Source organism: Pseudomonas fluorescens, assembly GCF_902497855.1.
Taxonomy (GTDB): Bacteria; Pseudomonadota; Gammaproteobacteria; order Pseudomonadales; family Pseudomonadaceae; genus Aquipseudomonas; species Aquipseudomonas fluorescens_BI.
The window spans coordinates 33,297-58,873 of sequence record NZ_CABVHU010000016.1 but is presented as its reverse complement, the minus strand read 5'-3'; the positions used below and the strand labels follow the sequence as shown (position 1 = coordinate 58,873).

The window sequence follows — 25,577 nt, the reverse complement described above, 5'->3', positions numbered from 1 at the left end:
CGAGGCTTGCCCGCGAAGAACGATAACGCGGTCTGCCTGATATACCGAATTATCGTTCTTCGCGGGCAAGCCTCGCTCCTACAGGGATCAGCACGTCGAGACAAATCTCCTTACAATCCCCTCTTTGTTAGCTGCCTAAGCAAGGATTCTGCATGCAAGCCGCCAACCCGCGTCGCGGGTACATTCTGGGCCTGAGTGCCTACATCATCTGGGGACTATTCCCGCTCTACTTCAAAGCCATCGCCAACGTACCCGCCGTGGAGATCATCATCCACCGCGTGCTCTGGTCCGCCCTGTTCGGTGCCTTGCTGCTGATGGTCTGGAAACATCCAGGCTGGTGGCGCGAGCTGCGTGACAACCCGAAACGCCTGGCGATCCTGGCCCTGAGCGGCACGCTGATCGCGGCCAACTGGCTGACCTACGTCTGGTCGGTGAACAACGGGCGCATGCTCGAGGCCAGCCTCGGTTACTACATCAACCCATTGGTGAATGTGCTCTTGGGCATGCTGATCCTCGGCGAACGGCTGCGGCGCATGCAGTGGCTGGCCGTGGGTCTGGCGGCGGTGGGCGTGGCGCAACAGGTGTGGCAAGTCGGCAGCCTGCCGTGGGTGTCGCTGGTGCTGGCGCTGACGTTCGGCTTCTACGGGTTGATCCGCAAGCAAGCGCCCGTCAAGGCGCTGCCCGGCCTGGTGGTGGAAACCTGGATGCTGGTGCCGATTGCCATTGCCTGGTTGCTTTTCAATCAGACGGCCACAAGCGTTCAGCCTGAGTTCTGGACCACATCCGAAGCCTGGTGGCTGGTTGCAGCCGGGCCGGTGACATTGGTGCCGCTGGTATGTTTCAACGCCGCCGCACGGCATTTGCCCTACACGACGCTGGGATTTCTACAGTACCTGGCGCCGACGCTGGTGCTGTTGCAAGCCGTCCTGCTGTTTGGTGAACAGCTGTCGTCGAGCACACTGCTGGCGTTCATCTTTATCTGGGCCGGTCTGGCGGTCTACAGCCTCGATGCGTGGATAAGTCTGCGTCGTCGCAGTTGATCAGAAAACGTACAACTCTCCACAGGCCACGTCGTTCGTGGCCTGCATCGATCCTTCCCAAGGTTATCCACAGCGTGATCCCCGCCGTTTGTGCGCAACTCGTTGAAACTGCTGGTTTTTTGATCAGTTGCTGCAGAAGCCCGGTCGGCGTGGCCTGGCGGGCTGTCTCTACAGGTTATCCACAGGCAGGTGCACCTTTAAACTGGATAACCTTTCAAGGCTCACTGCGCAGCACCAATTCCACCATCAGGTCGTCGGCCAGGGTCTCCAGGCGCGACTGCAATACGTCCAGCGACAACGTCAACGGCACCGCAAGAATCGCTTCGGCATGGAACAACGGCTCGCTGCTCATCGGCGCCGGGCGGACTTCGGTCACCAGTTGCTCGAGGTTCACCCCCTGTTCGCTCAGCAAACGGGTAATGTCACGGACGATTCCCGGACGATCATTGCCCACCAGTTCCATCGCGATCGGTTTCCAGGTGCAGGATTGTTCGATGCCACTTTCGGCGATCAGCACCCGAATGCCGTGGGCAGATAATGCCTGCAGGGCGTCCACCAGTTCGTCGTAGGCTTCGGCTGGCACGCCCACCCGAAGAATCCCGGCAAACTGCCCGGCCATGCGCGACATTCGGCTTTCCAGCCAGTTTCCGCCGTGCTCGGCAATGCACTGGGCGATGCGCTCGACCTGCCCAGGCTTGTCCGGAGCGATTACAGTGAGTACGAGGTGGTCCATGGCGCAGCCCTCTTTTGTTATAGAAAAAGAAGTATAGGCAAGGGTTGGTCCTGCGCTGAGTCGTCTGACGCCTTCGCGGGCAAGCCTCGCTCCTACGGGTTTTGTGCCGTTCACAAAATTGCCGACCGACACAAAACCCGTAGGAGCGAGGCTTGCCCGCGAATGGAGCACCACCAATGAACCTGCCGAACAAAAATCGTGTACAAGTTTTGATATTTAACTGGAACAATCCATTAGTTTTTTGAGAACATCCTGCTCCCCGACCTGACCGCAATGCGTCATAGGGTCGCAGAACGACGTAATTAGTCTAATTTTCACAAGCGCAATTCATCATGTAGTATGCCGCAGCGCGCACTACATAACGTGGATCGATGTCTGCCACAGGCGCAATCGCAACCCTGAAAGCCCCGTCAGCAAGGCCCCAAGCCGTTGATTGGTCAAAACCCAGCCGCCCGCATGGCATGTACTGGTAGACGGGTTTGTGGTTTAAATGGCCAGAGGCTTCATTGTTAAATTGAAGAGCTGAAAAGCGAAATAGCTGAGCAGAGTGAGGCAAGCAATGACTGAACACGTTCAAGTCGGTGGCCTGCAGGTCGCCAAAGTCCTGTTCGACTTCGTGAACAACGAAGCCATTCCCGGTACCGGCCTCACCGCCGATAAGTTCTGGGCCGGTGCCGACAAGGTCATTCATGACCTGGCACCGAAGAACAAAGCCCTACTCGCCAAACGCGATGATTTCCAGGCTCGCATCGATGGCTGGCACCAATCCCGTGCCGGTCAACCGCATGACGCCGTGGCCTATAAAGCCTTCCTGCAAGACCTCGGTTATCTGCTGCCAGAAGCGGCCGATTTCCAGGTGACGACGCAAAACGTCGATGACGAAATCGCCCGCATGGCCGGCCCACAGCTGGTGGTGCCGGTGATGAACGCCCGTTTCGCCCTCAACGCTTCGAACGCCCGCTGGGGTTCGCTGTATGACGCGCTCTACGGCACCGATGCCATCAGCGAAGCTGACGGCGCGGAAAAAGGCAAAGGCTACAACAAGGTCCGTGGCGACAAGGTCATCGCCTTCGCCCGCGCCTTCCTCGACGAAGCCGCGCCATTGGCTGCCGGCACTCACGTCGATTCCACCGGCTACAAGATCGTCGACGGCAAACTGGTGATCGCCCTTAAAGGCGGCAGCAACACCGGCCTGCGCAACGATGCGCAACTGATCGGTTTCCACGGCGATGTCAGCGCCCCGACCGCGATCCTGCTGAAAAACAACGGCCTGCACTTCGAAATCCAGGTTGACGCCAGCACCCCGGTCGGCCAGACCGACCCGGCCGGCGTCAAAGACATCCTGATGGAAGCTGCGCTGACCACCATCATGGACTGCGAAGACTCGGTCGCCGCCGTCGATGCCGACGACAAAGTGGTGATCTACCGCAACTGGCTCGGCCTGATGAAGGGCGATCTGTCGGAAGAAGTCTCCAAGGGCGGTCAGACCTTCACCCGCACTATGAACGCCGACCGCACCTACACCGGCATCGATGGCAAGGAACTGAGCCTGCACGGTCGTTCGCTGTTGTTCGTGCGTAACGTCGGTCACCTGATGACCATCGACGCGATCCTCGACAAAGACGGCAACGAAGTACCGGAAGGCATCCTCGACGGTCTGTTGACCAGCCTGGCGGCCATCCACAGCCTCAACGGCAACAACTCGCGCAAGAACAGCCGCACCGGTTCGGTCTATATCGTGAAGCCGAAGATGCACGGCCCGGAAGAAGCCGCGTTCACCAACGAGCTGTTCGGTCGCATCGAAGACGTGCTCGGCCTGCCGCGCAATACCCTGAAAGTCGGGATCATGGACGAGGAGCGCCGGACCACGGTCAACCTCAAGGCCTGCATCAAGGCGGCCAGCGAGCGCGTGGTGTTCATCAACACCGGTTTCCTCGACCGCACCGGCGATGAAATCCACACGTCCATGGAAGCCGGCCCGATGGTGCGCAAGGCGGACATGAAGGCTGAGAAGTGGATTGGCGCCTACGAAAACTGGAACGTCGATATTGGCCTGAGCACTGGCCTGCAAGGCCGCGCGCAGATCGGTAAAGGCATGTGGGCCATGCCCGACCTGATGGCGGCGATGCTCGAACAGAAAATCGCCCACCCGCTGGCCGGCGCCAATACCGCCTGGGTACCCTCGCCGACCGCCGCGGCATTGCACGCGCTGCATTACCACAAGGTCGATGTATTCGCCCGTCAGGCCGAACTGGCCAAGCGTGCCCGCGCGTCGGTGGACGACATCCTGACCATCCCGCTGGCGGTGAACCCGGGCTGGACCCCGGAACAGATCAAGAACGAACTGGACAACAACGCCCAGGGCATTCTCGGTTACGTGGTGCGCTGGATCGATCAGGGCGTGGGTTGTTCGAAGGTGCCGGACATCAACGACATCGGCCTGATGGAAGACCGTGCGACCCTGCGTATTTCCAGCCAGCACATCGCCAACTGGCTGCGCCATGGCATCGTCACTGAAGATCAAGTGATGGAAAGCCTCAAGCGCATGGCGCCGGTGGTTGACCGCCAGAACGCCAATGACCCGCTGTACCGCCCGCTGGCACCGGACTTCGACAGCAACGTCGCCTTCCAGGCGGCGGTCGAACTGGTGGTCGAAGGCAGCAAGCAACCGAACGGCTACACCGAACCGGTTCTGCACCGTCGTCGTCGCGAGTTCAAGGCTGCCAATGGCCTTTGAATAAGCGTTAGCGCCGAAGCAAAAAAAGGCCCCGATCGAAAGATCGGGGCCTTTTTGTTGGAGCAAGATCTTTTAGCAGCTCACATCCCCAACTCATGCTTGACCAGCTCCACCAGCTTGCCGGTATCGACAGGCTTGAGCAAAAAGTCCACCACGCTCAGATGCATGGCGGCGATCGCGTCTTTCACATCGGCGTCACCGGAAACGATGATGAACGGCATGGCCGCCCGTACCGACTCCCGGACCTGGCGGATCAAGTCCAGGCCATCGACATGTCCCATCCGCAGATCGGTGATCACCAGGCCAATCGACGGCTTCTCGCTCAACATCTTGAGTGCGGTTTCGCCACTGGCTGCGGTCATGCACCGGATGCCTTCCAGGCCGAGGATCTCTGACAACAGCTCTCGCGCGTCTTTATCGTCGTCGACGATCAGCACCCGCTGCGGCGGCAAGTCAGGTTCGAGCATGACCGCACTCAGCGCCTCGCGCTCGGCGTCAGTCAAAATATCGTGGTCGGACATGGCTTACTCTACATTCGAATTCAATCGCCTGACTCACTAGTCAGACATCACCAACAAGACCTTCAATGTGCACTTCGTCGGATAGTTGTTCTATAGCCAATGTAGGAGGCTTTTCCGATAGTTGCGTCAGATATTTCCTAACTTTCATCAGCTGCACCTGCCGACCTAGACTTACGTCCAATGGGCACCCAGGGCGCAGGGGCCGACCATGGGTCAGTCATCCGACAACAACAATTCAAAAAGACTGCGGTATTGGTTATGAGTAAAGCGGACGCCTTCACCCAGGCAGGGAAAACCGCGGTGTTGCAGAACATCCAGGGTACTTTGCAATTTCTTCAGCGCTTCCCGCCCTTCAATCAAATGGAACACGCTCACCTGGCGTACCTGGTCGAACAATGTCAGCTGCGTTTTTATGCGCCCGGCGAGAGCATCATCAAGCCCGCCGATGGCCCGGTTGAGCATTTTTACATCGTCAAACAAGGCCAGGTCGTGGGTGAGCGTCCCCACACGGCCAAGGGCGGGACTGAAACCACCTTCGAGATCACCACCGGCGAGTGTTTCCCCCTCGCCGCGCTGCTGGGCGAGCGTGCGACCCGCACTGAACACCGGGCCGCCGAAGACACCTTTTGCCTGCAGCTGAACAAACTGGCGTTCATCAAACTGTTCGCGCTGTCCAACGCGTTTCGCGACTTTGCCCTGCGCGGCGTCAGCAGCCTGCTGGATCAGGTCAACCAGCAAGTCCAGCAAAAAGCCGTGGAGACCCTGGGGACCCAGTACTCGCTGAACACTCGACTGGGTGAACTGGCGATGCGCCACCCAGTGACCTGCAGCCCCGCCACACCCCTGCGCGAAGCCGTGACCCTGATGCACGAGCAGCAAGTCGGCAGCATCGTCATCGTCGACGAGCAGAAAGCCCCACTGGGTATTTTCACCCTGCGCGACCTGCGCCATGTGGTGGCCGACGGCACGGACGACTTCAACGAAGCCATCGAACGCCACATGACCCAGGCGCCGTTCTACCTGTCGCCGGACCACAGCGCGTTCGACGCGGCGATCGCCATGACCGAACGGCACATCGCGCATGTCTGCCTGGTCAAGGACCATCGCCTGTGCGGCGTAGTGTCCGAGCGGGATCTGTTTTCCCTGCAGCGGGTCGATCTGGTGCATCTGGCACGGACCATCCGCAGCGCCCAGCGCGTGGAAAACCTGGTGGCACTGCGCGGCGAGATTGGCCAACTGGTGGAGCGCATGCTGGCCCATGGCGCGTCGTCGACCCAGATCACCCACATCATCACCCTGCTCAACGACCATACCGTGTGCCGGGTCATCGAGTTGACGCTCGCCGAGAAAGGCGACCCCGGGATTCCATTCAGCTGGCTGTGCTTCGGCAGCGAAGGCCGCCGCGAGCAGACGCTGCACACCGATCAGGACAACGGCATTCTGTTCGAAGCCCGGGACGCGGCCCATGCCGCCGAGATCCGCGGCAAGCTGTTGCCCATCGCCCAGCAGATCAACCAGAGCCTGGCGCTCTGCGGCTTTACCCTGTGCAAGGGCAACATCATGGCCGGCAACCCCGAACTGTGTCTGTCCCGTGCCGAGTGGGCTCGGCGTTTTGCGGCGTTCATCCGCGAAGCAACGCCGGAGAATCTGCTGGGTTCGAGCATTTACTTCGACTTGCGCGTGGTCTGGGGCGATGAGGATGGCTGTGAGCAACTGCGCCGGGGGATTCTTGACCAGGTTGACGACAACCGGTTGTTCCAGCGCATGCTGGCCGAGAACGCCCTGCGCAATCGTCCGCCCGTAGGACGTTTCCGGGATTTCGTGCTGGCTCGCAAGAATGGCGAGAAAGCCACGCTGGACCTGAAAATCCAGGGCCTGACGCCGTTCGTCGACGGTGCCCGCTTGCTGGCACTGGCCCACGGGATCGAAGCGAACAATACCCTGGAGCGCTTCCGCCAACTGGTAGACAAAGAGGTCATCGAACGACTGGACGGTGCGGCGTACGAAGAGGCTTATCACTTCATTCAACAAACCCGCATGCAGCAACATCAGCTCCAGACCCGGGAGAATCTGCCCCACTCCAACCGGGTCGACCCGGACAGTCTCAATCATCTTGATCGACGGATCCTGCGTGAATCCCTGCGTCAGGCTCAGCGACTGCAAAGCAGCCTGGCCCTGCGGTATCAGCTATGAGCCTGTTTTCATGGCTGCGCCCGTCAGGCCCAATGTTGTCCGGCGACCTTCAACTGCGCCTGCAACGCTTACCGACGGCCGCCGAGCCGAGCGAATGCAGCCTGCGCGAACAACGCTGGGTGGTGCTCGACCTGGAAACCACCGGGCTGAACCTGAACAAGGATCGAGTACTGTCCATCGGCGCGGTGGTGATCGAAGACGGGGCGATCGACTTCAGCCAGCAATTCGAACGCACCTTGCAATGCAGCGAGCTCAAACTCGGTCCCAGCGTATTGATTCACGGCCTGGGCCCGAGCGCGATTGCCGCCGGCAGCGACCCGGCCCAGGCCTTGCTCGACTTCATGGAGTTTGTCGGTGACAGTCCCGTGCTGGCCTTTCATGCGCCGTTCGATCAGCACATGCTCGGGCGCGCATTGAAAGATCATCTGGGTTACAAGTTGCAGCATCTGTTTCTGGATGTCGCGGATATCGCGCCGCTGCTGTGTCCGCAGGCGCCTATTCGCGAGGCCGGGCTGGATGAGTGGATCGACTGGTTCAAGCTGGAGGTGTTCGAGCGGCACAACGCCAGTGCCGACGCGCTGGCCACGGCAGAACTGGCGCTGATTTTGTTCAGCCGGGCGCGGCAGCAGCAGATTCATAGTCCGTTGGAACTGCTGCAGCGGGTGAGGCAGTGGAAACGCAGGCAGCGCGCGCCGTCCTTCTAGATCTGCGGCGCCTGTTCCGGCCTCTTCGCCGGCAAGCCTGGCTCCTACGGGGGGTTTGGGTCGCCCACGAAATCGGCGAACGACTCAACATCCCTGTAGGAGCCAGGCTTGCCGGCGAAGAACGATAACGCGATCCCACTGAACACATACCATCCAAACCACCCGACCAGTGGCCAATTGCTTACCTCCCCCGCCTCTGCCACAATCGCGAACAATTCTCGTTAGTTAACACTTCCCAATCGGTGATACGGCGTGCCGTCAGTCCAAAGCCCCCAGAGTGAGCTCGTTGGTGCGTTGTATCGCGACCATCGCAGCTGGCTATTGGCCTGGCTGCGGCGCAACGTGGCCTGTCCGCAACGGGCCGAAGACCTGAGCCAGGACACCTTCGTCCGCCTGTTGGGCCGTGATGAACTCAAGGAACCTCGCGAGCCGCGGGCGTTTCTGGTGGCGATCGCCAAAGGCCTGCTGTTCGACTATTTCCGCCGCGCCGCGCTGGAACAGGCCTACCTGACCGAACTGATGCTGATCCCCGAAGCCGAACAACCTTCAGTGGAAGAGCAACAGCTTATCCTCGAAGACCTGAAAAACATCGACCGCCTGCTCGGCCAACTCTCGAGCAAGGCCCGGGCAGCGTTTCTCTATAACCGCCTCGACGGCCTCGGCCACGCGCAGATCGCCGAGCGTCTGGGCGTGTCGGTGTCGCGGGTGCGTCAATACCTGGCCCAGGGCATTCGTCAGTGCTACATCGCGCTGTACGGTGAGCCGCTGTGAGCCCGGCCAGCTCAAGACCGGTGTCGGCGCAGGTGCTGGATGCCGCCATCGCCTGGCAACTGACCCTGGACTCCGGCAACCCGGTCGATCGCGAAGAATTCGCCAAGTGGCACGCCGCCCACGAAGAACATGCCCGGGCCTGGCGCCAACTGGGCCTGCTCGATGCGCGTTTCAGCGCCGCCAGCGGTCCGGCCCGCACCGCGTTGCTGCAATCGCGCACCAGCATTCGCCGCGGGATGCGCAAACTGGGCAGTGGCGTGGCGAGCGTCGTGGCAGTGATCGGCCTGGCGCTGTTCGCCGGTGATCGTTATCTGCCGCTCGACTATTGGCTGGCAGACCAGCGCACCGTCACCGGCGAACAACGCACCCTGCGCCTGAGCGACGGTACGCTGGTCAGCCTCAACACCCACAGTGCCATGGACGTACGCTTCGATGAAAAGCAGCGGCTGATCATTTTGCAGGAAGGGGAAATCCTCGTCGAAACCAGCCATGGCGATGCCCGGCCCTTCATCGTCGAAACCCGCGAAGGCAGCATGCGCGCACTCGGCACGCGGTTCCTGGTCAAACGCGAGGAAGAAGGCACGCGCCTGAGCGTGCTGCAATCGGCGGTGGCCGCCCATCCGCAATCAAGCCCTGAAGAACAGATTCTGCGCGAAGGCCAGCAAGTGCTGATGAGCAACAACGGCCTCGGACCGATCCTCGCGCTCAACCTCGGCGCCGATGCCTGGACCCGCGGCATGCTGGTGGTGGATAACGCGCGACTGGAGGACCTGATCAACGAACTTGGCCGTTATCGCCGCGGGCATCTGGGCGTTGCACCGGAAGTTGCCGACCTGCGAATCACTGGCAGTTTCCCGCTGAACGACACCGACCTGGCCCTGAGCGCCCTGCTGCCGACATTGCCGGTGCAGATCGAACAGCACACGCCGTGGTGGGTGACGGTGGTGAAGGCTGAAGCCAAGCCCTGAGGAATGTTGTGCCTGCCAAGCCGCTTGTGTCTTGCGGTCAACACCAAACCTGTAGGAGCCGGCTTGCCGGCGAAGGCGTCCTCATTGGCTATGCAAAGCTCGAGGCCGCCTTCGCTGGCAAGCCAGCTCCTACCGGGTTTTGCGTAGAACAGTAACGCTGTGAACACCACAGAACCTGTGGGAGCGTGGCTGCCCGCGAAGAGGCCGCCAGCATCACCGCAAATAATGAAACGAATTATTTTCACCTACCCCTATCACTTTTCGATTCTCGTCCGGCACCTAGGCAATTGAGAAATATTCCCCTTCAGGAGCCGCTGTATGTCCCGCTCGCTAGACACCTTGTTGCGCCCCGGTTTGCTGGCCGCCGCCATTGCCCTCTGCACCCCGCTGGCCTGCGGTCAACTGATCGCCGCCGAACAGGCGTCCAGCGTTCGCGCCTACAATCTGCCGGCCGCGCCCCTGGCCAGCACGCTTAATCAGATCGCCAGCCAGGCGGGCCTGGCGCTGGCGCTGAACCCATCCCTGGCGGCCGGCAAAACCTCGGCCCCGGTCCAAGGCCAGTTCGATGCCGCCGGCGCCCTGCGCGAAGCCCTGCGCGGCACCGGCCTGCAACTGGAACAGAGCAGCGCTGGCACCTACAGCCTGGTGGCCGTGCCCGAGGGTGTGATGGCGCTGCCGGAAACCGCCGTCATCGGCGTGGAAAACACTGAGAGCGCCTGGGGTCCGGTGGAAGGCTACGTGGCCACTCGCACCGCCGCCGGCACCAAGACCGACACCGCCCTGGTCGAAGCCCCGCGTTCGATTTCGGTCGCCACCCGGCAGCAGATGGACGACCGCAAAGTGCAAAACATCGATGACGCCGTGCGCTACATGCCCGGCATCGTCGCCAGCAGCTACGGCAGCGACACCCGCGCCGACTGGCTGCGGGTGCGCGGTTTCGAACCGACGCAATTCCTTGACGGCCTGCCGCTGCCCAAAGGCGTGTACGCCAACCCGAAACAGGAAACCTGGAACCTGGATCGCCTCGCCCTGCTGCGTGGCCCGGCTTCGTCGGTGTACGGCCAGACCCCGCCGGGCGGCTTGCTGGACATGGTCAGTCGCCGTCCCAGCGCCGAGTCGAGCAGTGAAATCCAGGTGCAATACGGCAGTGACAACCATCGCCAGATCAACTTCGCCAGCACCGGCAAGATCGACGATGAAGGTCGGTTCCTCTACGGCCTGAGCGGGGTGATACGCGACAGCGGCACCCAGATCGATCACGTCGACAACAAGCGCTACAACATTGCGCCGAGCCTGACCTGGAACATCGACGACGACACCCGACTCACCCTGCTCACGCAATTCACCCGTGACGATACCGGGATCACCAGCCAGTTCCTGCCGGTGCAGGGCACGAAAATCCGTTCGCCACTGGGCAAGATTTCCCATCACAAGAACCTGGGCGACCCGGACTGGGAATACTACGACCGCACCTATTACGCACTGGGCTACGCCTTTGAACATCGCCTCAACGATGTCTGGCAGTTCAAGCAGAACCTGCGCTACACCAAGTCGGACCTGTCGTTCCAGGCCCTCACTCCCGGTGCCTATCCGTTCACCCAGGTCGACGCCGAAGGCAACGTCGGCCGTTCGAGCACCAGTACCGACGAAGACATCAGCCAGTTCGCCGTGGATAACAACTTCCAGGGCGACTTCGCCACTGGCGATATTCGTCACACCCTGTTGATCGGCCTTGATCACCAACGCAGCAACACCAACTACACCTCGATTTTCGGTGACGGCAAGACCACCAACGTCAACAACCCGATCTATGGCCAGCCCATCGTTCGTCCTGCCCGTTCAACGGCGTTCTACGACTACGATCAAAAAACCTACCAGACCGGCTTGTACGTCCAGGACCAGATGGCTCTGGACCAATGGCGCCTGACCCTGGGCGGGCGTGAAGATTGGGTCCACACCGGTACCAAATTCTTCAACAAAGGCGATGCCACCAACACCGAGCGGGACAAGAATTTCAGCGGCAACGCAGCGATCAGCTACGTGTTCGACAACGGCATCGTGCCCTACCTGTCCTACGCCGAATCGTTCCAGCCAACCAGCAACGCCACCGCCTCGCCAACCGACTCGTTCAAGCCGACCGAAGGCAAGCAATGGGAACTGGGTATCAAGTACCAACCGCCTGGCAGCAACACGCTATTGACCGCTGCGGTGTACGACCTGACCCAGAAAAACGTCTCAGTCACCACCACCAACTCGGACAACGTTTCGATCACCAGCCAGACCGGTGAAGTGAAAGTCAAAGGCCTGGAACTGGAAGCCGTGTCCGACGTGACCGAAAACCTCAAGGTTATCGCCGCGTACACCCTGGCCAAATCCGAAGTACAAGATGGCACTTTCAAGGGCAATCGCCTGCAACTGATGCCGAATCAACAAGCGTCGCTGTGGACCGCTTACACCTGGCACAACGGCGTGCTGGACGGCTTCGGCGTCGGCGGCGGTGTTCGCTACACCGGCAACACCTATGGTGACCAGGCCAACACCGAGCTGGGCAAGGCTGACGCCTACACGGTGTTCGACGCCGCTGTTCACTACGACCTCGGCCGCCTGAACAACAGCCTCAAAGGTGCCTCAGTGGCACTCAACGCGACCAACCTGTTCGACAAGGACTACATCTCTACCTGCGACAGTTTTTATTGCTACTACGGCGACCAACGCAGTGTCGTCGCCAGTGCCACCTACAAGTGGTAATTGCTTGATCTGACACGCTCAATACCCAGGCCGTCCTTCGAGGACGGCTTTGGTATTTTCGAAGGCCATGAAATGAAAAGTAAAACAATTCGCCGCTGGTCCTTCGTCCATACCTGGACCAGCCTGATCTGCACCCTGTTCCTGCTGATGCTGGCACTGACCGGCCTGCCGCTGATCTTCCATCACGAGATCGACCACCTGCTGGGCGATGCCGCCGAGTTGCAGCCCATGCCGGCGGACACCCCGCAGCTGAATCTGCAGCAGTTGGTGCAGGCGGCAGAAAAACATCGTCCCGGCGAAGTCATGCAGTACTTCGGCTTCGAGGAAGACGAGCCCAACGCCGCGATCGCAATCATGGCGGCCACTGCCGGCACCGAGCCGAACTCGTCGCACACCTTCATGCTCGACGCCCGCACGGGGCAAGCGCTGGAAATGCCGTCGGCCAACGGCGGCTTCATGATGGTGATGCTGCGCCTGCACGTGGACATGTTCGCCGGCCTGCCGGGCAAGTTGTTGTTGGCGTTCATGGGGCTGCTGTTCGTGATCGCGATCGTCTCCGGAGCCGTGCTGTATCTGCCGTTCATGCGGCGCTTGAAATTCGCCACCGTGCGCCAGGACAAATCCACCCGCCTGCGCTGGCTCGACTTGCACAACCTGATCGGCGTGGTGACGCTGACCTGGGCGCTTGTAGTCGGCGTGACCGGCGTCATCAGCGCCTGCGCCGACCTGCTGATCGCCGCCTGGCGCAACGACAGCCTCAGCGCAATGATCGCACCCTACCGCGACGCACCAGCGCTGACGCAACTGGCGCCTGCCACCCGTCTGCTCGAGATCGCCAAAGACGTCGCGCCCGGCATGCAACCGGACTTCATCGCCTTCCCCGGGACCCGCTTTTCCAGCGAACACCATTACGCCGTGTTCATGAAAGGCAGCACCCACCTGACTTCGCATCTGCTGACGCCGGTGCTGATCGACGCCAGCACCCTGCAAGTCACCGCCGTGGCCGAACGGCCGTGGTACATGGACGCCATGGGCATGTCGCAGCCGCTGCACTTCGGTGACTACGGCGGCATGCCGATGAAAATCCTCTGGGCGACCCTGGATGTGCTGACCATCATCGTGCTCGGCAGCGGCGTTTACCTGTGGGTGGTACGGCGCAAGGCGGCCAAACCTGTGCTTGAACAGGCGGAGGCTCAAGCATGAAGCCGCGGCAGTCGAACTTCTGGAAAGTCTTCGCCACCCCGACCGTCATCGCCCTGCTCAGCGGCGCAGGGTTGTTCGCCGCGTTGCTGGGCGATGGCGTATGGGATGCCCTGAGCTGGCTGGGCCTGGGCGTCCCCGCAATCCTCGCCCTGCGCGGCTTGCTGCAACGCCCCTGACGTTATGTGTCATCATCACCCCCCCCTGTAGGAGCCGGCTTGCCGGCGAAAGCGCCCTCAAGCCTGGCGCAAGATTCGAAGACGCCTTCGCCGGCAAGCCGGCTCCTACAGAGTTCGGTTCGCAAAAATTACGCGCTATGCTGCCGACACTCCCCCCGACCGAGACGCCGCCATGTCCGCCCCCAGCATGACCCTCTACCACAACCCCCTATCCCCCTTCGTTCGCAAAGTCATGGTGTTGCTCCACGAAACCGGTCAACAAAACCGCGTGGCCCTGCAAAACTGCGTGCTGACGCCCGTCGAACCGGACCTTGCACTTATCGACGACAACCCCCTGGGCAAAATCCCCGCCCTGCGCCTGGCCGACGGCAACGTCATCCATGACAGCCGGGTCATCCTCGATTACCTCGATCACCAGCACGTCGGCAACCCGCTGATCCCCCGCGACGGCTCGGCCCGCTGGCGCCGCATGACCCTGGCGTCCATGGCCGACGGCATCATGGACGCCGCGGTGCTGACCCGCTACGAAGTGGCCCTGCGCGCCCCGGAGAAACACTGGAACGAATGGCTGGACGGCCAACGCGACAAAATCCGCCGTACGCTGGCGCTGCTGGAAAAAGACGCGATTGCCGAGCTGACCAGTCATTTCGATGTGGCCGCGATCAGCGTGGCCTGTGCGTTGGGATATCTGGATTTGCGCCACCCGGACCTGGACTGGCGTGAAGCGAATCCCAAGCTGGCGGGCTGGTACTTCGAGGTGAGTCAGCGGGCGTCGATGCTGGCGACGATGCCGAAGGTTTGAAGCCGGACAGGGCCAAACCCTAGCACTTCTGATAGGTAGGCATAGATTGAAAAAGGCTTGATGCTGAAGGCTCGGCTTTTTCGACCTTGCACGGAGCTCAGTCAATGCCTACCTCTACTTGCGAAATACTCTTGGGTCGCTACCACTACGACCCGCTCGATCGCCTGGTCGATTGCGCGCCGCTTGAACAGGCGGCTATCCAGCGCTATTACTGCAAGACACGCCTGTCCACCGAACTTCAAGGCACAACGCAACGCACAATTGTGCAGCACGACGATCAACTGTTGGCGCAACAGCAGCGCGAGGGCGACAAGATGACCGCCTCGCTGCTGGCGACCGATCAACAACGTTCGGTATTGAATGCACTCGACGCGGACCGGCCTCATCCCCTTGCTTACACACCCTACGGTCATCGACCACCGGAAAATGGATTGCTCAGCTTGCTCGGATTCACCGGCGAACGGCCGGATGCGGTGACCGGGCATTATCATTTGGGCAATGGTTATCGGCAGTTCAATCCGGTGTTGATGCGGTTTAACAGTCCGGACAGCTGGAGTCCGTTTAAGGAGGGTGGATTGAATACGTATACGTATTGCGTGGGAGATCCCGTTAACAAAGCGGATCCAAATGGACATTCATTCTTGAGCCTTGTTCTACTTGCTGGGGGTATTGGCAGTATCGTGGGAGGTTCCATAATATTGTCTGACAAAGACCCCTCACCGCTATCTTTTGTTGCCGGTGTAGCACTGATCGGTTTTGGTGTGTTCCTGACAGCTGGGGGATTAATGCCGGTTTTGTCAAAATCGGGAGGCTTATCGCGTGCCCCTTATACGCCGCCTCCACGACGTTCTTCATTTCCTTTGCAGGATTTAACTCCACCAGCCGCCCCCTATAGGCCGACCGCAAGAAAACCTCCATCCTCCCGGGGTGATTCAATTCGATCCCGCTCAAACTTCGTAGCCACTTATGTTAGTGAAACAGAACCAACCACATTAACTAGAAACAGCGCCAATATCGGTGCTAGCCACTCGACAGGGAACCGAAATATTACTTTTGATACAAACTCAAGTTACAGAGAGTATTACAGCTCCTCTCGTAACTCTACGCACACCACAACAACAACAAACATCCGCACCTCTTAAAACACATGAAGCACAAACATCAACTCAACCAACAAAAGAATTAAGAGTCATTAAGTGGGCAGATTTATTTAAATACTAGAGCAAAGCAGCGGGACAGATTTTAACCCAACAAATCTGTCCTGCTTTGTTTTCCGTAAAAGTCATTTCCTATATTATTTTTTGCCTGCCTCAAGTTTTCTGTGGGAGCGAGCCTGCTCGCGAAAGCAATATCAGCAACAACCAACGACTTGAATCAGTCCCGGGTGTGCTTCATCCCCAGACAATCAATCGATCGATCAACCATGGCCTTGGCGATCTCCAGCAAATGCCAGACAGAAAACACCATGGCCCTGTCCGCGCCTTTGAGGTGATCGCCGCATTGATAGGCGGTGACCGAGGCACAACGCAGCAGGTCGGCGATATAGAGTTGGGTATCTTCGAAGCTCACGTCGTCGCTGACGTTGTAGAACCGCAGTTCATCCGGTGCCGAAGGCTGTTCTCCGGTAAGGTAGAAATCGATCGCACGATAAAGGGCGGAACGGTCTCTTGGCGGATCGTCGGTGGGTTTGCCTTGGGTGGACGTTTCTAGAGGTGGATCGGGGACAGATTTTTTCATTGGTAAAACTCCTAGAGCTAATTGGAGCCAACCGATATCGCGACTAAACGAACAGGGGTGGCGGCTGCACGCAGGTTAGTCGACCGGTCTCTAGGCAACCCGGCGCACCCGAGGGTGCCCTGCGCACAGCCACCATAACTTTCAGGCAATGAAAACACCTGGAATGAGGTGGCGCTGTGCGCCTAGAAAGATCCGGGCGACTAAACCCGATCACTGATGAGCAGTGACGGACGAAGACTAGGCACGGAAATCTGTCGGCGCAAGCGTGCGGAATAATCTAGGAAACGTCCTGCAAAAGGAAGGGATTTGCCCTGTAGGAGGCCAGTTTTTCCTGTAGGAAAACTTACTTTTTGACGAGAGAAATCCCCTGTGCGGACCCTGGACGGGAAAGACTCATTGAATCAAAAAAGCGGTCACCTTCCGCGATCGCAACAGACACGAAGAGATCCGCAGCTCGCCGCGCCGTATTTTTAAGTTCTCCAGCGATGGTTGACGCCAACGACGATGCCGGGGCCAAGATCTGCGCTGTTTATACCGGCCTTATCGCGAGCAAGCTCGCACACATTTGTTCGCAGAAGTACGCCCCTCTTCTGTTCAGTTGAGGTGCAAGAGTACCGAAAGGGCCAATCCCCTAGCAGTTCTGATAGGTAGGCAACGACTGAAAAAGAATTGATGCTGAAGGCTCGGCTTTTTCGACCCTGCACGGAGCTCAGTCAATGCCTACCTCCATTCGTGAAACCCTCCTGGCTCGCTACCACTACGACCCGCTTGATCGCCTGGTCAATAGCACACCCTTTGAACAATCCGCCATCCGGCGCTATTACTGCAAAACCCGTCTGGCCACCGAAACACAAGGCGGTGTGCAGCGCAGCATCGTGCAGCACGACGACCAACTATTGGCGCAACAGCAGCACGAGAACGGCAAAGCGTTCGCCACGCTACTGGCGACTGATCAACAACGTTCAGTATTGAATGCACTCGACGCGACCCAGCCTCGTCACCTTGCCTACACGCCTTATGGTCATCGTCCGACGGAGAATGGCTTACTCAGTTTGCTCGGGTTTAACGGTGAACAGCCGGATCCGGTGACTGGGCATTATCACCTGGGGAATGGATATCGGCAGTTCAATCCGGTGTTGATGCGCTTTAACAGCCCGGACAGCTGGAGCCCATTTGGGAAAGGTGGATTGAACGCCTACGCCTATTGTGCTGGCAACCCGATTAGTCAAAGAGATCCAAGTGGTCACTCTGGAATTTTTCTCGCAATGCAATTCGATGATATCTTTTTTAATAGTTACAAATTAATGAAAGCCCCTCACTTAGGAAAATCACAGTTACAAAAAGCAGCAAACAAAATAGTGGATACTACATTCCTAGGAAAAGCCAAGCTTGACCAAATTGCTAAAGGAGCTGGCAAAGATCCGAAAGCCATCCTCGCCAGCGAGTTATCCCTTCGAAAAAAAGTCGGCTTTCTGGAGGAGTTAAAACCAGGAGAAAATGGTACTGAATATCTCCTCAGAGCCGACAGACACATTAGAAAAACTCTCAAAAACAAAAATATAACTAATGAGTTACTCACGGATGAAAGCTATTCTAAACATCTGACCGACAACGAACGCTGGAACGTGGAGTTATCCCGACAAGAAAGCCAAAACGAGCTCAAACGTGCAGTTTCATATTTGTTGACTCTTCGTAAGAACACTCCGAGTCGTATGAGCAATTTCAACCCAGACAAATGGCCGAAGATTGCTTACGACATAAGAAAGCAATGAAGGAACACCGCGACCGCCTTATCCATACTGATCCTGCCACAATCCAGCAGATCCACTCATGGATCTCCTCCGACTCCACCGCCTAGCCGATCCCCTAGCAGTTCTGATAGTAGGCAACGACAGAAAAAATAACGATGCTAAAGGCTTGGCTTTTTGGACCTTGCACGGAGCTCAGTCAATGCCTACCTCTATCCGCGAAACGCTGTTGTGTCGCTACCACTACGACTCGCTCAATCGCCTGGTCGAATGCACGCCCTTCGAACAGGCGACCATCCAGCGCTATTACTGCAAGAAACGCCTAGCCACTGAAATGCGGGGCGCGGTGCAACGCACCATCGTGCAGTACAACGACCAGCTGTTGGCGCAGCAACAGCGCGAGGGTGGCAAGATGGCCGCCGCGCTGCTGGCGACGGATCAACAACGTTCGGTATTGAGTGTACTCGACGCGACCCAGCCTCATCCCCTTGCTTACACACCCTATGGTCATCGTCCGATGGAGAATGGTTTACTCAGTTTGCTGGGTTTCAATGGCGAACGGCCGGATCCGGTGACCGGGCACTATCATTTGGGCAGTGGGTATCGGCAGTACAACCCAGTATTGATGCGATTCAACAGTCCGGACAGTTGGAGTCCGTTTGGAGAAGGGGGGGTGAATGCGTTTTCATATTGCGCAGGAGAACCGGTACTTGGAAGCGATCCTTCAGGGCATTCGCACCTATTTAGAAGTCTGTGGAAGGGGATTAAAAACATATTCGGTAGAACACCAAAAAAATTTAGAAACCCGACTACTGTCGCTGCACCGATCTCTGCAAGCCAACATACAAGCGATGCGAAATATGAAGCTAACCTTGCAAAATTCACATCTGAATTTCCGGGCACTAGCCAACCTGGTCGCAAAAATTCACTTGACCTGACTACCCATCCCCAGAAACACCCAAACCTAATAAACAGGTAGAAAAACTCCTTAATTCGCCTGAAAACAACCCGCAGGATGGACGATTAGTTCTCAATCTAGCCAGAGATCGAACGGGCCGCCATTTGAACTACCTTGCCGCCTCGCGATCGGAGTTGTCCTTTCCCCCCGATGCGCAAACCAGAAAGATAGTTAACACAGGAATCTCAAACACCAAAATCAGGCAAGACACATAGAGGTTGGCTACTCACATCCGGGCCTGAATGAAATCTGTAGACGCAGCATCGTCAAAGAACCTGCTCAACAATCCGGCTTATCCGCCGTAAACCGCCGAGCCGGATTCACCGCCGCCCCAAACTCACGCAACGCCTTTGCCCCAATCAGCAACGGATAGTTAAAGCTGCTGCGATCGGTCAGGTTGACCTCGACCGTGCGCTTGACGTTGCCCAGGCACAACTCCAGATCAACCACTGGCCGCTTGGTGGGGGCGACGTCTTCGTCATCATCGTCGCCCTCTTCCGAGCGGGTCTTGATCTTGCTGATCCGCGCAACCTTGTGTTCGTAGACCTTGTTGCTCGCATCTTTGGTGCCAAGGCGGAAACGTACCCACTCGTCGCCGTCGCGGGTGAAGGTTTCGATGTCCTTGGCCGACAGCGACGCGGTCAGGGCGCCGGTGTCCATTTTGGCCTTGAGCACTTCGCCGCCGATTTCCGGCAAGGCGATGTATTCGTAGCGGCCGTAAAGGGTCGGCTCGGCGGCCAGGATGGGCAGGGCCACCAGGGAGAGCAGTGCAAGGAGGGATTTCACGTAATGGGCTTCCTTGAAGAGTGGGCAGCGGGATTTTAGACCGTTATCGATTAGATCGTTCCCACGCTCTGCGTGGGAATGCAGTTGGGGACGCTCCGCGTACCAAAGCGTGACGCAGAGCGTCACAAGAGGCATTCCCACGCAGAGCGTGGGAACGATCGGTAAGCAGCCTTCCACACGGCGCGAGGGAACGATCAGTGGAGGGAGGTTAGCGGGTCAAAGGTGAAACATTTGTCAGCGTCGATTTGGCCTCTCGACCGAAGCTGCCTATCATGGCGCGCCCAAACGCTTTCAAGAGTTACCTATGCGCCGCCTGCTCACCGGCTGTTTCGTTACCCTGCTGCTGTTGCTCAACACCCTGGTCCTGTTCGGGCCGCTGATGGCGTTCGCCTTGCTCAAGCTGGTGCTGCCCGGGCGTTTTCGCGATTACGCTTCCTGGGCGGTGATGTGGATCGCCGAGACCTGGGCCGAGGTCGACAAGCTGATCTTCCAGCTGTGCATCCCCACCCGATGGGACATTCGCGGCGGCGAGAACCTGCGCCGCGACACCTCGTACCTGGTGATCAGCAACCATCAATCCTGGGTCGATATCCCCGCGCTGATCCAGACCCTGAATCGACGAACGCCGTTCTTCAAATTCTTCCTCAAGAAAGAATTGATCTGGGTGCCCTTCCTCGGGCTGGCCTGGTGGGCGCTGGATTACCCGTTCATGAAGCGCTACACCAAGGCGTTCCTGGCGAAGAACCCGGAGCTGGCCGGCAAGGACCTGGAGATCACCAAGGCTGCCTGCGAGCTGTTCAAGCGCCAGCCGGTGACGGTGGTCAATTACCTGGAAGGCACGCGATTCACCGCCGCGAAAAGCACCCGGCAGCAATCACCCTTCAGCCACCTGCTCCAACCCAAGGCGGGTGGCGTGGCGTTCGTGCTGGCGGCGATGGGCGAACAGCTGGACGCCATTCTCGATGTGACGGTGGTGTACCCGCAGCAGCAGATTCCGGGGTTCTGGGACTTGATCAGCGGCAACGTGCCAAGGGTGATCGTCGACATCCAGACCCGCGAACTCGACCCGGCGCTGTGGCGGGGCGACTACCAGAACGATCCGGTGTTTCGCGAAACGCTCCAGAACTGGGTCAACCAGCTCTGGATCGAAAAGGACCGGCGTATCGACGCCTTGCGCGCCGAGCGCCGCTGAATCAGCTACCGATGCCGGTGCCGGCGCCCCAGATCCCGCCCAGGCTTTGCAGCAACGAACCGCCGACGCCCTGTTGACCAAAGTATTGCAGGATTAGCGGGGCAAACTGGGCGATCATGCCAGTGTCCATGCCCAAGGCGCTGAAGGCGTTGTTCAGGTCATTGGTGCTCTTGACGGCGCCCAGCGCGTTGTCCAGGCCGGCCGCCTTGCCGGACGAGCCGAGCAAACCGGCGAGCGCGCCCAGTTCACCACCACCCGACAGCTTGTCGATGCCCGGTACGCTTTTGGCCAGCTCGGAATAGTCGGTCGAACTCAATTGATTCTTCGCCAGCCCCAGCATCGCACTGGTGCCGCCAACGGCTTGTTGTGGCGTGACGTTCAATTGGCTGAGCGCACTCAGCAGGCTGGCCGTTTCGGAGGTGGGCGCGGCCGCGGCGGCGGTGTTATCGCCTTTCATGCCGGAAATGGCATCGGCCGCGTCGCTCAGGCTGAACTGAGCAAAGACCGGGCTGGCGGCCAGGGTCATGAGCGATGCCAGTGCAAAACCGCGTGAAATCTTCATTCAGACATCCTCTTGTGCCATGAAAACCGCCTGTTGATAGACGGAAAAACTGCCGGTTTGACCGGGTATTGGCCGGCATGTTCCTCAGCGCTGCGCCCATTTTTTACGCCCACTCACGTGAAGACAACGTGAAACCAGGAATGCCGCTCGATGAAACGGTTTTCACCGTTCGAACCTAGCAGTTCTGCTAGTAGGCAGCCCGGGCCGATTGCATCACAGTGGAAGCCTTGATAGATGGATCCTTCAGGAGCCCTAGTCATGACTGCTCGCCGCGAAATCCCACTCTGCCATTACCGGTACGACCCACTGGATCAACTGATTAGTTGCGCGACGTCCGCGCAAGCCAACATTCAGCGTTTCTACCTCAAGGATCGTCTGGCTACCGAGGTTCAAGGCGCGGTGCAGCGTTCGATCATGCAGCATGGGGATCAACTGCTGGCGGAACATCGCTGTGAAGGCGGCACCCTGGAAACCACCATGCTCGCCACCGATCAGCAGCGTTCAGTGTTGACTGCCCTCGACTCAACCAGACCGCATAGGCTCGCTTACACACCGTATGGTCACCGTATTCCGGAAAACGGCTTGCTCAGCCTGCTCGGCTTCAGCGGCGAACGGCCAGATCCAGTGACGGGGTGCTATTTGTTGGGCAATGGTTATCGGGCGTTTAACCCGGTGTTAATGCGCTTTAACAGCCCGGATAATTTAAGTCCATTCGGGGATGGAGGTTTGAATGCCTATACATATTGCGCGGGGGATCCGGTAAATCGGAGCGATCCGAGTGGGCATTATTTCACGAGTTTACGGAAGTGGCTCCAAGGCGCCTATATACGCTATTTTGGAAACTCCCCGACCATATCCTCTGCTGTTGTAAATAAATCGAGCGACATAATTCGGGTTGCTGCCCCCCCTCCTGCCCCTTTCAATGCCGCCGCGTCATGGTCAACTCAAGCTCACAGTCTGCCCCCTATTTCAGGAAAGCGGAATTCGCCAAATAAAGCAAGACTTTATTCAAGTCAAGTAGACGCCCCTTCCAAACTATCCCCCGCCAATAAAACGGCCAGAAGCCATAAAGCGAGTGTATCTGAAAAACCGCAGCGGGGTCCGTGGAATTACTCAAAAAAGGGCGCTAAATTTAGTCAACTTACAACAGCAGAACAAAATAAATTTGATGAATTTCAGAATGCCATTCACAACGACGGAAAAAGCTATATTGAGGCAGCAAAATTATTAGGCGCCGTCCGCCTGACAAAAACCAAAGTCGCCATCAAACGTAATACGTATCAAATAAGACTAAGTGACAGTGAACGAGTAATATTCTCAGTACACGATAAAACTGTGACCATACTTCAAGTTGGAGGTCACGTATAAAAAATCACAGATTTCTTCGGCGCTCCCGGAGCAAAATCACCCTAACCACGGATGCACACCCGAGGCCGATCAACTCAAATGACCACGCGCTTCGAAGCCTACGGTGTCGCTGGCGCAATCCCCTTCCGGCTCGCCCAGCAGTGCGGCGATCTGTTCGTGCGGCTAATGGCATTTGTGGCAACGAGGCTTGTTCGAACCGCACAAGGTTGTGAAGGCCATGAATAGCCGCAAAGCTCCAGTCGACCTATCAGTTCTTCTAGTAGGCAAACGTGGTCGATTTCGTCACAGTGAAACCCTGAATCGGCGGTCCTTCAAGGAACTCTGCTCATGGACAGACACCGCGAACCCTTGCTCTGCCGTTATCAGTACGATCCACTGGACCGACTGGTTGGTTGCATGCCGTCAGCACAAGCAAATACCCGACGCTTCTACTTAAAAGATCACCTGGCTACCGAGGTTCAGGGTGTGGTGCAACGTTCGATCATGCAGCACGAAGAACAACTGCTGGCGCAGAAACTGCACCAGAACGGCGGTGTAAACACAACTTTGTTCGCTACCGACAAACATCGTTCAGTGTTGAACGCTCTCGACGCAGCGCCACCTCATTCTTTCGTCTACACACCTTATGGCCATAGTTCTCCGAAAGACGGCATGTTGAGCCTGCTCGGCTTCAACGGTGAGCGACCCGATCCGGTGACCGCGCATTATCTATTGGGAAATGGCTATCGGGCGTTTAATCCGGTGTTGATGCGATTCAATAGTCCGGACAGTTGGAGTCCGTTTGGGGAGGGAGGGTTGAATGGGTATGTGTATTGTGTGGGGGACCCGGTGAATCGAAGGGACCCTACTGGGCATACACCGGCTTCGGTGAAAGCTTTTCTGCGTTACATAGGATTGATGAGAAAAAAAATACACCCAAAAACTCCAGCCTGGACGACCCAAGGTTCTTTGGCTTTCGCTGTGACAGAATCACGCCCCCCTGGAGCGCCCCGCCCTGCCATTTTACAAGTTCTATTAACTACGTCTGAAAGTGGTCGTCCTAACTTGCCTCCACCCGTACGCGTACAAAGAAGACCTTTTGCGCACACCGTTGAAGGGGGAGAATACATACTTCAGCATGGTAACAATCGAACTACAAATCCTATAAATCCTATAAATCCTATAAATCCTATAAATAGCATTGGATCTGCTTCAAGCGGTAGTTCCGATCTTCCCCCTCCCTACTCTGCATCTTTGCCACCCCAAAAATATGAAGATAACGGGCTACCTTCTTACCACCAATCCTTATGGTTGTATGAACCCTCCGAGAGACAAAGCAGCATAAGACGAGGTCCGTCATCTATAGATTAAAAAAACGGCGAACAAAAGTTCGCCGTTTTTTTTCGTTAGGCCTTACGCCGCACTAAACAACCTATGCGGATCAATCACAAACTTCTTCGGCACACCCGCATCAAACTCACCATACCCCTGTGGTGCCTGATCCAGGCTGATCACCTGAACGCCCACCACTTCGGCGATGTTGATACGGTCCCACATGATCGCCTGCATCAACTGACGGTTGTACTTCATCACCGGCGTCTGCCCGGTGTGGAAGCTGTGGGATTTAGCCCAACCCAAACCGAAACGAATGCTCAGGGCGCCCATTTTCGCGGCCGCATCCACTGCACCTGGATCTTCGGTCACGTACAGGCCTGGAATACCGATCTTGCCAGCCACACGCACCACGCCCATCAACGAGTTGAGCACGGTGGCCGGAGCCTCGTGCTTCACGCCGTCATGGCCATGACCACGCGCTTCGAAGCCTACGGCGTCGATGGCGCAATCCACTTCCGGCTCGCCCAGCAATGCGGCGATCTGTTCGTGCAGCGGAGTATCGAGGGACAGGTCGGCGATTTCGAAACCCTGGGCCTTGGCGTGTGCCAGGCGGACGGTGTTGACGTCACCGATGATCACCACCGCCGCGCCCAGCAGGCGAGCGGAAGCGGCGGCTGCCAGACCAACCGGGCCGGCGCCCGCGATGTACACGGTGCTGCCCGGGCCAACGCCGGCGGTGACTGCGCCGTGGTAACCGGTGGGCAGGATGTCGGAGAGGCAGGTCAGGTCACGGATTTTTTCCATGGCGCGATCGCGATCCGGCAGTTTCAGCAGGTTGAAGTCGGCGTACGGCACCATGGCGTATTCGGCCTGGCCACCGGTCCAGTCGCCCATGTCGACATAGCCGTAGGCACCGCCTGGACGGGCTGGGTTGACGCTGAGGCAGACACCGGTGTGCATTTCCTTGCAGGAACGGCAGCGCCCGCAAGCGACGTTGAACGGCACCGAGACCAGGTCGCCGATTTGCAGGTTCTCGACGTCGCTGCCCTTCTCGATCACTTCACCAGTAATTTCGTGACCCAGTACCAGGCCGGTCTGGGCGGTGGTGCGACCGCGCACCATGTGCTGATCGGAACCACAGATGTTGGTCGAAACCACACGCAGGATGACGGCGTGATTGATCTTCCTGCCACGCGGGTCCTGCATTTTGGGATAGTCGATTTTCTGTACTTCGACCTGGCCATTGCCGAGATACACGACACCACGATTACCAGACATGCTTTCACCTCGCTGTTGTTTTTATGTAGCGGTCGCGT

At 58.2% G+C, this 25,577-nt stretch carries 22 protein-coding genes and 1 pseudogene; 16 read left to right on the top strand and 7 right to left on the bottom strand.

What is annotated here, in order from left to right; all coding sequences use genetic code 11:
- Positions 1-152: 152 nt before the first annotated feature.
- Positions 153-1,040, top strand: a complete 888-nt coding sequence (gene rarD, locus F8N96_RS26885) for an EamA family transporter RarD (RefSeq protein ID WP_150800370.1) — start codon at positions 153-155, stop codon at positions 1,038-1,040.
- A gap of 214 nt (positions 1,041-1,254) precedes the next feature.
- Here rarD and F8N96_RS26880 read toward each other — a convergent pair whose 3' ends face one another.
- Complete coding sequence (locus F8N96_RS26880; RefSeq protein ID WP_128874022.1) at positions 1,255-1,773, bottom strand: glycine cleavage system protein R; 519 nt, start codon at positions 1,771-1,773, stop codon at positions 1,255-1,257.
- A gap of 559 nt (positions 1,774-2,332) precedes the next feature.
- Here F8N96_RS26880 and F8N96_RS26875 point away from each other — a divergent pair.
- Entirely contained in the window at positions 2,333-4,510 is a 2,178-nt protein-coding gene (locus tag F8N96_RS26875) for a malate synthase G (RefSeq protein WP_150800369.1), read from the top strand.
- Positions 4,511-4,590: 80 nt separating this feature from the next.
- Here the strand turns inward: F8N96_RS26875 and F8N96_RS26870 are convergent, their stop codons facing one another.
- A complete protein-coding gene (locus tag F8N96_RS26870) occupies positions 4,591-5,031 on the bottom strand; it encodes a response regulator (protein WP_150800368.1) in 441 nt (146 codons plus the stop codon).
- Positions 5,032-5,289: 258 nt separating this feature from the next.
- Here F8N96_RS26870 and F8N96_RS26865 point away from each other — a divergent pair, with 258 nt between their 5' ends.
- From F8N96_RS26865 to F8N96_RS26820, 9 genes are all read left to right on the top strand, one after another.
- Entirely contained in the window at positions 5,290-7,224 is a 1,935-nt protein-coding gene (locus F8N96_RS26865) for a putative nucleotidyltransferase substrate binding domain-containing protein (RefSeq protein ID WP_150800367.1), read from the top strand.
- Positions 7,221-7,928, top strand: coding sequence for a PolC-type DNA polymerase III (locus F8N96_RS26860; RefSeq protein ID WP_150800366.1), 708 nt, complete (start codon positions 7,221-7,223; stop codon positions 7,926-7,928). Before F8N96_RS26865 ends, F8N96_RS26860 begins: the two co-directional genes overlap by 4 nt.
- A gap of 252 nt (positions 7,929-8,180) precedes the next feature.
- Positions 8,181-8,699, top strand: a complete 519-nt coding sequence (locus F8N96_RS26855; protein ID WP_150800365.1) for an RNA polymerase sigma factor — start codon at positions 8,181-8,183, stop codon at positions 8,697-8,699.
- Positions 8,696-9,667: a FecR domain-containing protein gene (locus tag F8N96_RS26850; RefSeq protein WP_150800364.1), complete on the top strand. Its 972-nt coding sequence runs from the start codon at positions 8,696-8,698 to the stop codon at positions 9,665-9,667. Before F8N96_RS26855 ends, F8N96_RS26850 begins: the two co-directional genes overlap by 4 nt.
- A 318-nt stretch (positions 9,668-9,985) precedes the next feature.
- Positions 9,986-12,415: a TonB-dependent siderophore receptor gene (locus tag F8N96_RS26845; protein WP_150800363.1), complete on the top strand. Its 2,430-nt coding sequence runs from the start codon at positions 9,986-9,988 to the stop codon at positions 12,413-12,415.
- A gap of 72 nt (positions 12,416-12,487) precedes the next feature.
- Complete coding sequence (locus F8N96_RS26840; protein WP_150800362.1) at positions 12,488-13,618, top strand: PepSY-associated TM helix domain-containing protein; 1,131 nt, start codon at positions 12,488-12,490, stop codon at positions 13,616-13,618.
- A complete protein-coding gene (locus F8N96_RS26835) occupies positions 13,615-13,794 on the top strand; it encodes a hypothetical protein (protein WP_150800361.1) in 180 nt (59 codons plus the stop codon). The genes F8N96_RS26840 and F8N96_RS26835 overlap by 4 nt, the downstream gene beginning before the upstream one ends.
- 172 nt (positions 13,795-13,966) lie before the next feature.
- The gene (locus tag F8N96_RS26825) at positions 13,967-14,596 is read left to right on the top strand and encodes a glutathione S-transferase (protein ID WP_150800360.1); all 630 of its coding nucleotides are present in this window, start codon (positions 13,967-13,969) and stop codon (positions 14,594-14,596) included.
- A gap of 104 nt (positions 14,597-14,700) precedes the next feature.
- The gene (locus F8N96_RS26820) at positions 14,701-15,738 is read left to right on the top strand and encodes an RHS repeat-associated core domain-containing protein (RefSeq protein ID WP_150800359.1); all 1,038 of its coding nucleotides are present in this window, start codon (positions 14,701-14,703) and stop codon (positions 15,736-15,738) included.
- Between the two features lie 232 nt (positions 15,739-15,970).
- On the opposite strand, the gene F8N96_RS26815 is transcribed toward F8N96_RS26820, so the two are convergent.
- Positions 15,971-16,333 (bottom strand): DUF6124 family protein, encoded by a 363-nt coding sequence (locus tag F8N96_RS26815; RefSeq protein ID WP_150800358.1) that lies wholly within the window; start codon positions 16,331-16,333, stop codon positions 15,971-15,973.
- A gap of 716 nt (positions 16,334-17,049) precedes the next feature.
- On the opposite strand from F8N96_RS26815, the gene F8N96_RS26810 reads away from it, so the two are divergent.
- Together F8N96_RS26810 and F8N96_RS26805 are read left to right on the top strand one after the other, a co-directional pair.
- Positions 17,050-18,105 (top strand): RHS repeat-associated core domain-containing protein, encoded by a 1,056-nt coding sequence (locus F8N96_RS26810; protein ID WP_150800357.1) that lies wholly within the window; start codon positions 17,050-17,052, stop codon positions 18,103-18,105.
- A gap of 178 nt (positions 18,106-18,283) precedes the next feature.
- Positions 18,284-19,060, top strand: coding sequence for an RHS repeat-associated core domain-containing protein (locus F8N96_RS26805; protein WP_150800356.1), 777 nt, complete (start codon positions 18,284-18,286; stop codon positions 19,058-19,060).
- A gap of 258 nt (positions 19,061-19,318) precedes the next feature.
- Here F8N96_RS26805 and F8N96_RS26800 read toward each other — a convergent pair whose 3' ends face one another.
- On the bottom strand, positions 19,319-19,825 hold the full coding sequence (locus tag F8N96_RS26800) for an ATP-dependent zinc protease (protein ID WP_064680154.1): 507 nt from the start codon (positions 19,823-19,825) through the stop codon (positions 19,319-19,321).
- Positions 19,826-20,129: 304 nt separating this feature from the next.
- Between F8N96_RS26800 and F8N96_RS26795 the strand changes: the two genes are divergently transcribed.
- Positions 20,130-21,017, top strand: coding sequence for an acyltransferase (locus tag F8N96_RS26795; RefSeq protein WP_150800355.1), 888 nt, complete (start codon positions 20,130-20,132; stop codon positions 21,015-21,017).
- A 1-nt stretch (position 21,018) separates the two neighbouring features.
- Here F8N96_RS26795 and F8N96_RS26790 read toward each other — a convergent pair whose 3' ends face one another.
- Complete coding sequence (locus F8N96_RS26790; RefSeq protein WP_150800354.1) at positions 21,019-21,579, bottom strand: DUF2780 domain-containing protein; 561 nt, start codon at positions 21,577-21,579, stop codon at positions 21,019-21,021.
- 258 nt (positions 21,580-21,837) lie between these two features.
- On the opposite strand from F8N96_RS26790, the gene F8N96_RS26785 reads away from it, so the two are divergent.
- Entirely contained in the window at positions 21,838-22,947 is a 1,110-nt protein-coding gene (locus F8N96_RS26785) for an RHS repeat-associated core domain-containing protein (RefSeq protein ID WP_150800353.1), read from the top strand.
- A gap of 78 nt (positions 22,948-23,025) precedes the next feature.
- On the opposite strand, the pseudogene F8N96_RS35910 reads toward F8N96_RS26785, so the two are convergent.
- Positions 23,026-23,106: pseudogene (locus F8N96_RS35910) on the bottom strand (hypothetical protein); the annotation flags it as partial.
- A 168-nt stretch (positions 23,107-23,274) separates the two neighbouring features.
- Here F8N96_RS35910 and F8N96_RS26780 point away from each other — a divergent pair.
- On the top strand, positions 23,275-24,297 hold the full coding sequence (locus F8N96_RS26780) for an RHS repeat-associated core domain-containing protein (RefSeq protein ID WP_150800352.1): 1,023 nt from the start codon (positions 23,275-23,277) through the stop codon (positions 24,295-24,297).
- Positions 24,298-24,339: 42 nt separating this feature from the next.
- Here the strand turns inward: F8N96_RS26780 and fdhA are convergent, their stop codons facing one another.
- On the bottom strand, positions 24,340-25,539 hold the full coding sequence (gene fdhA, locus F8N96_RS26775; protein ID WP_150800351.1) for a formaldehyde dehydrogenase, glutathione-independent: 1,200 nt from the start codon (positions 25,537-25,539) through the stop codon (positions 24,340-24,342).
- Positions 25,540-25,577 lie beyond the last annotated feature (38 nt).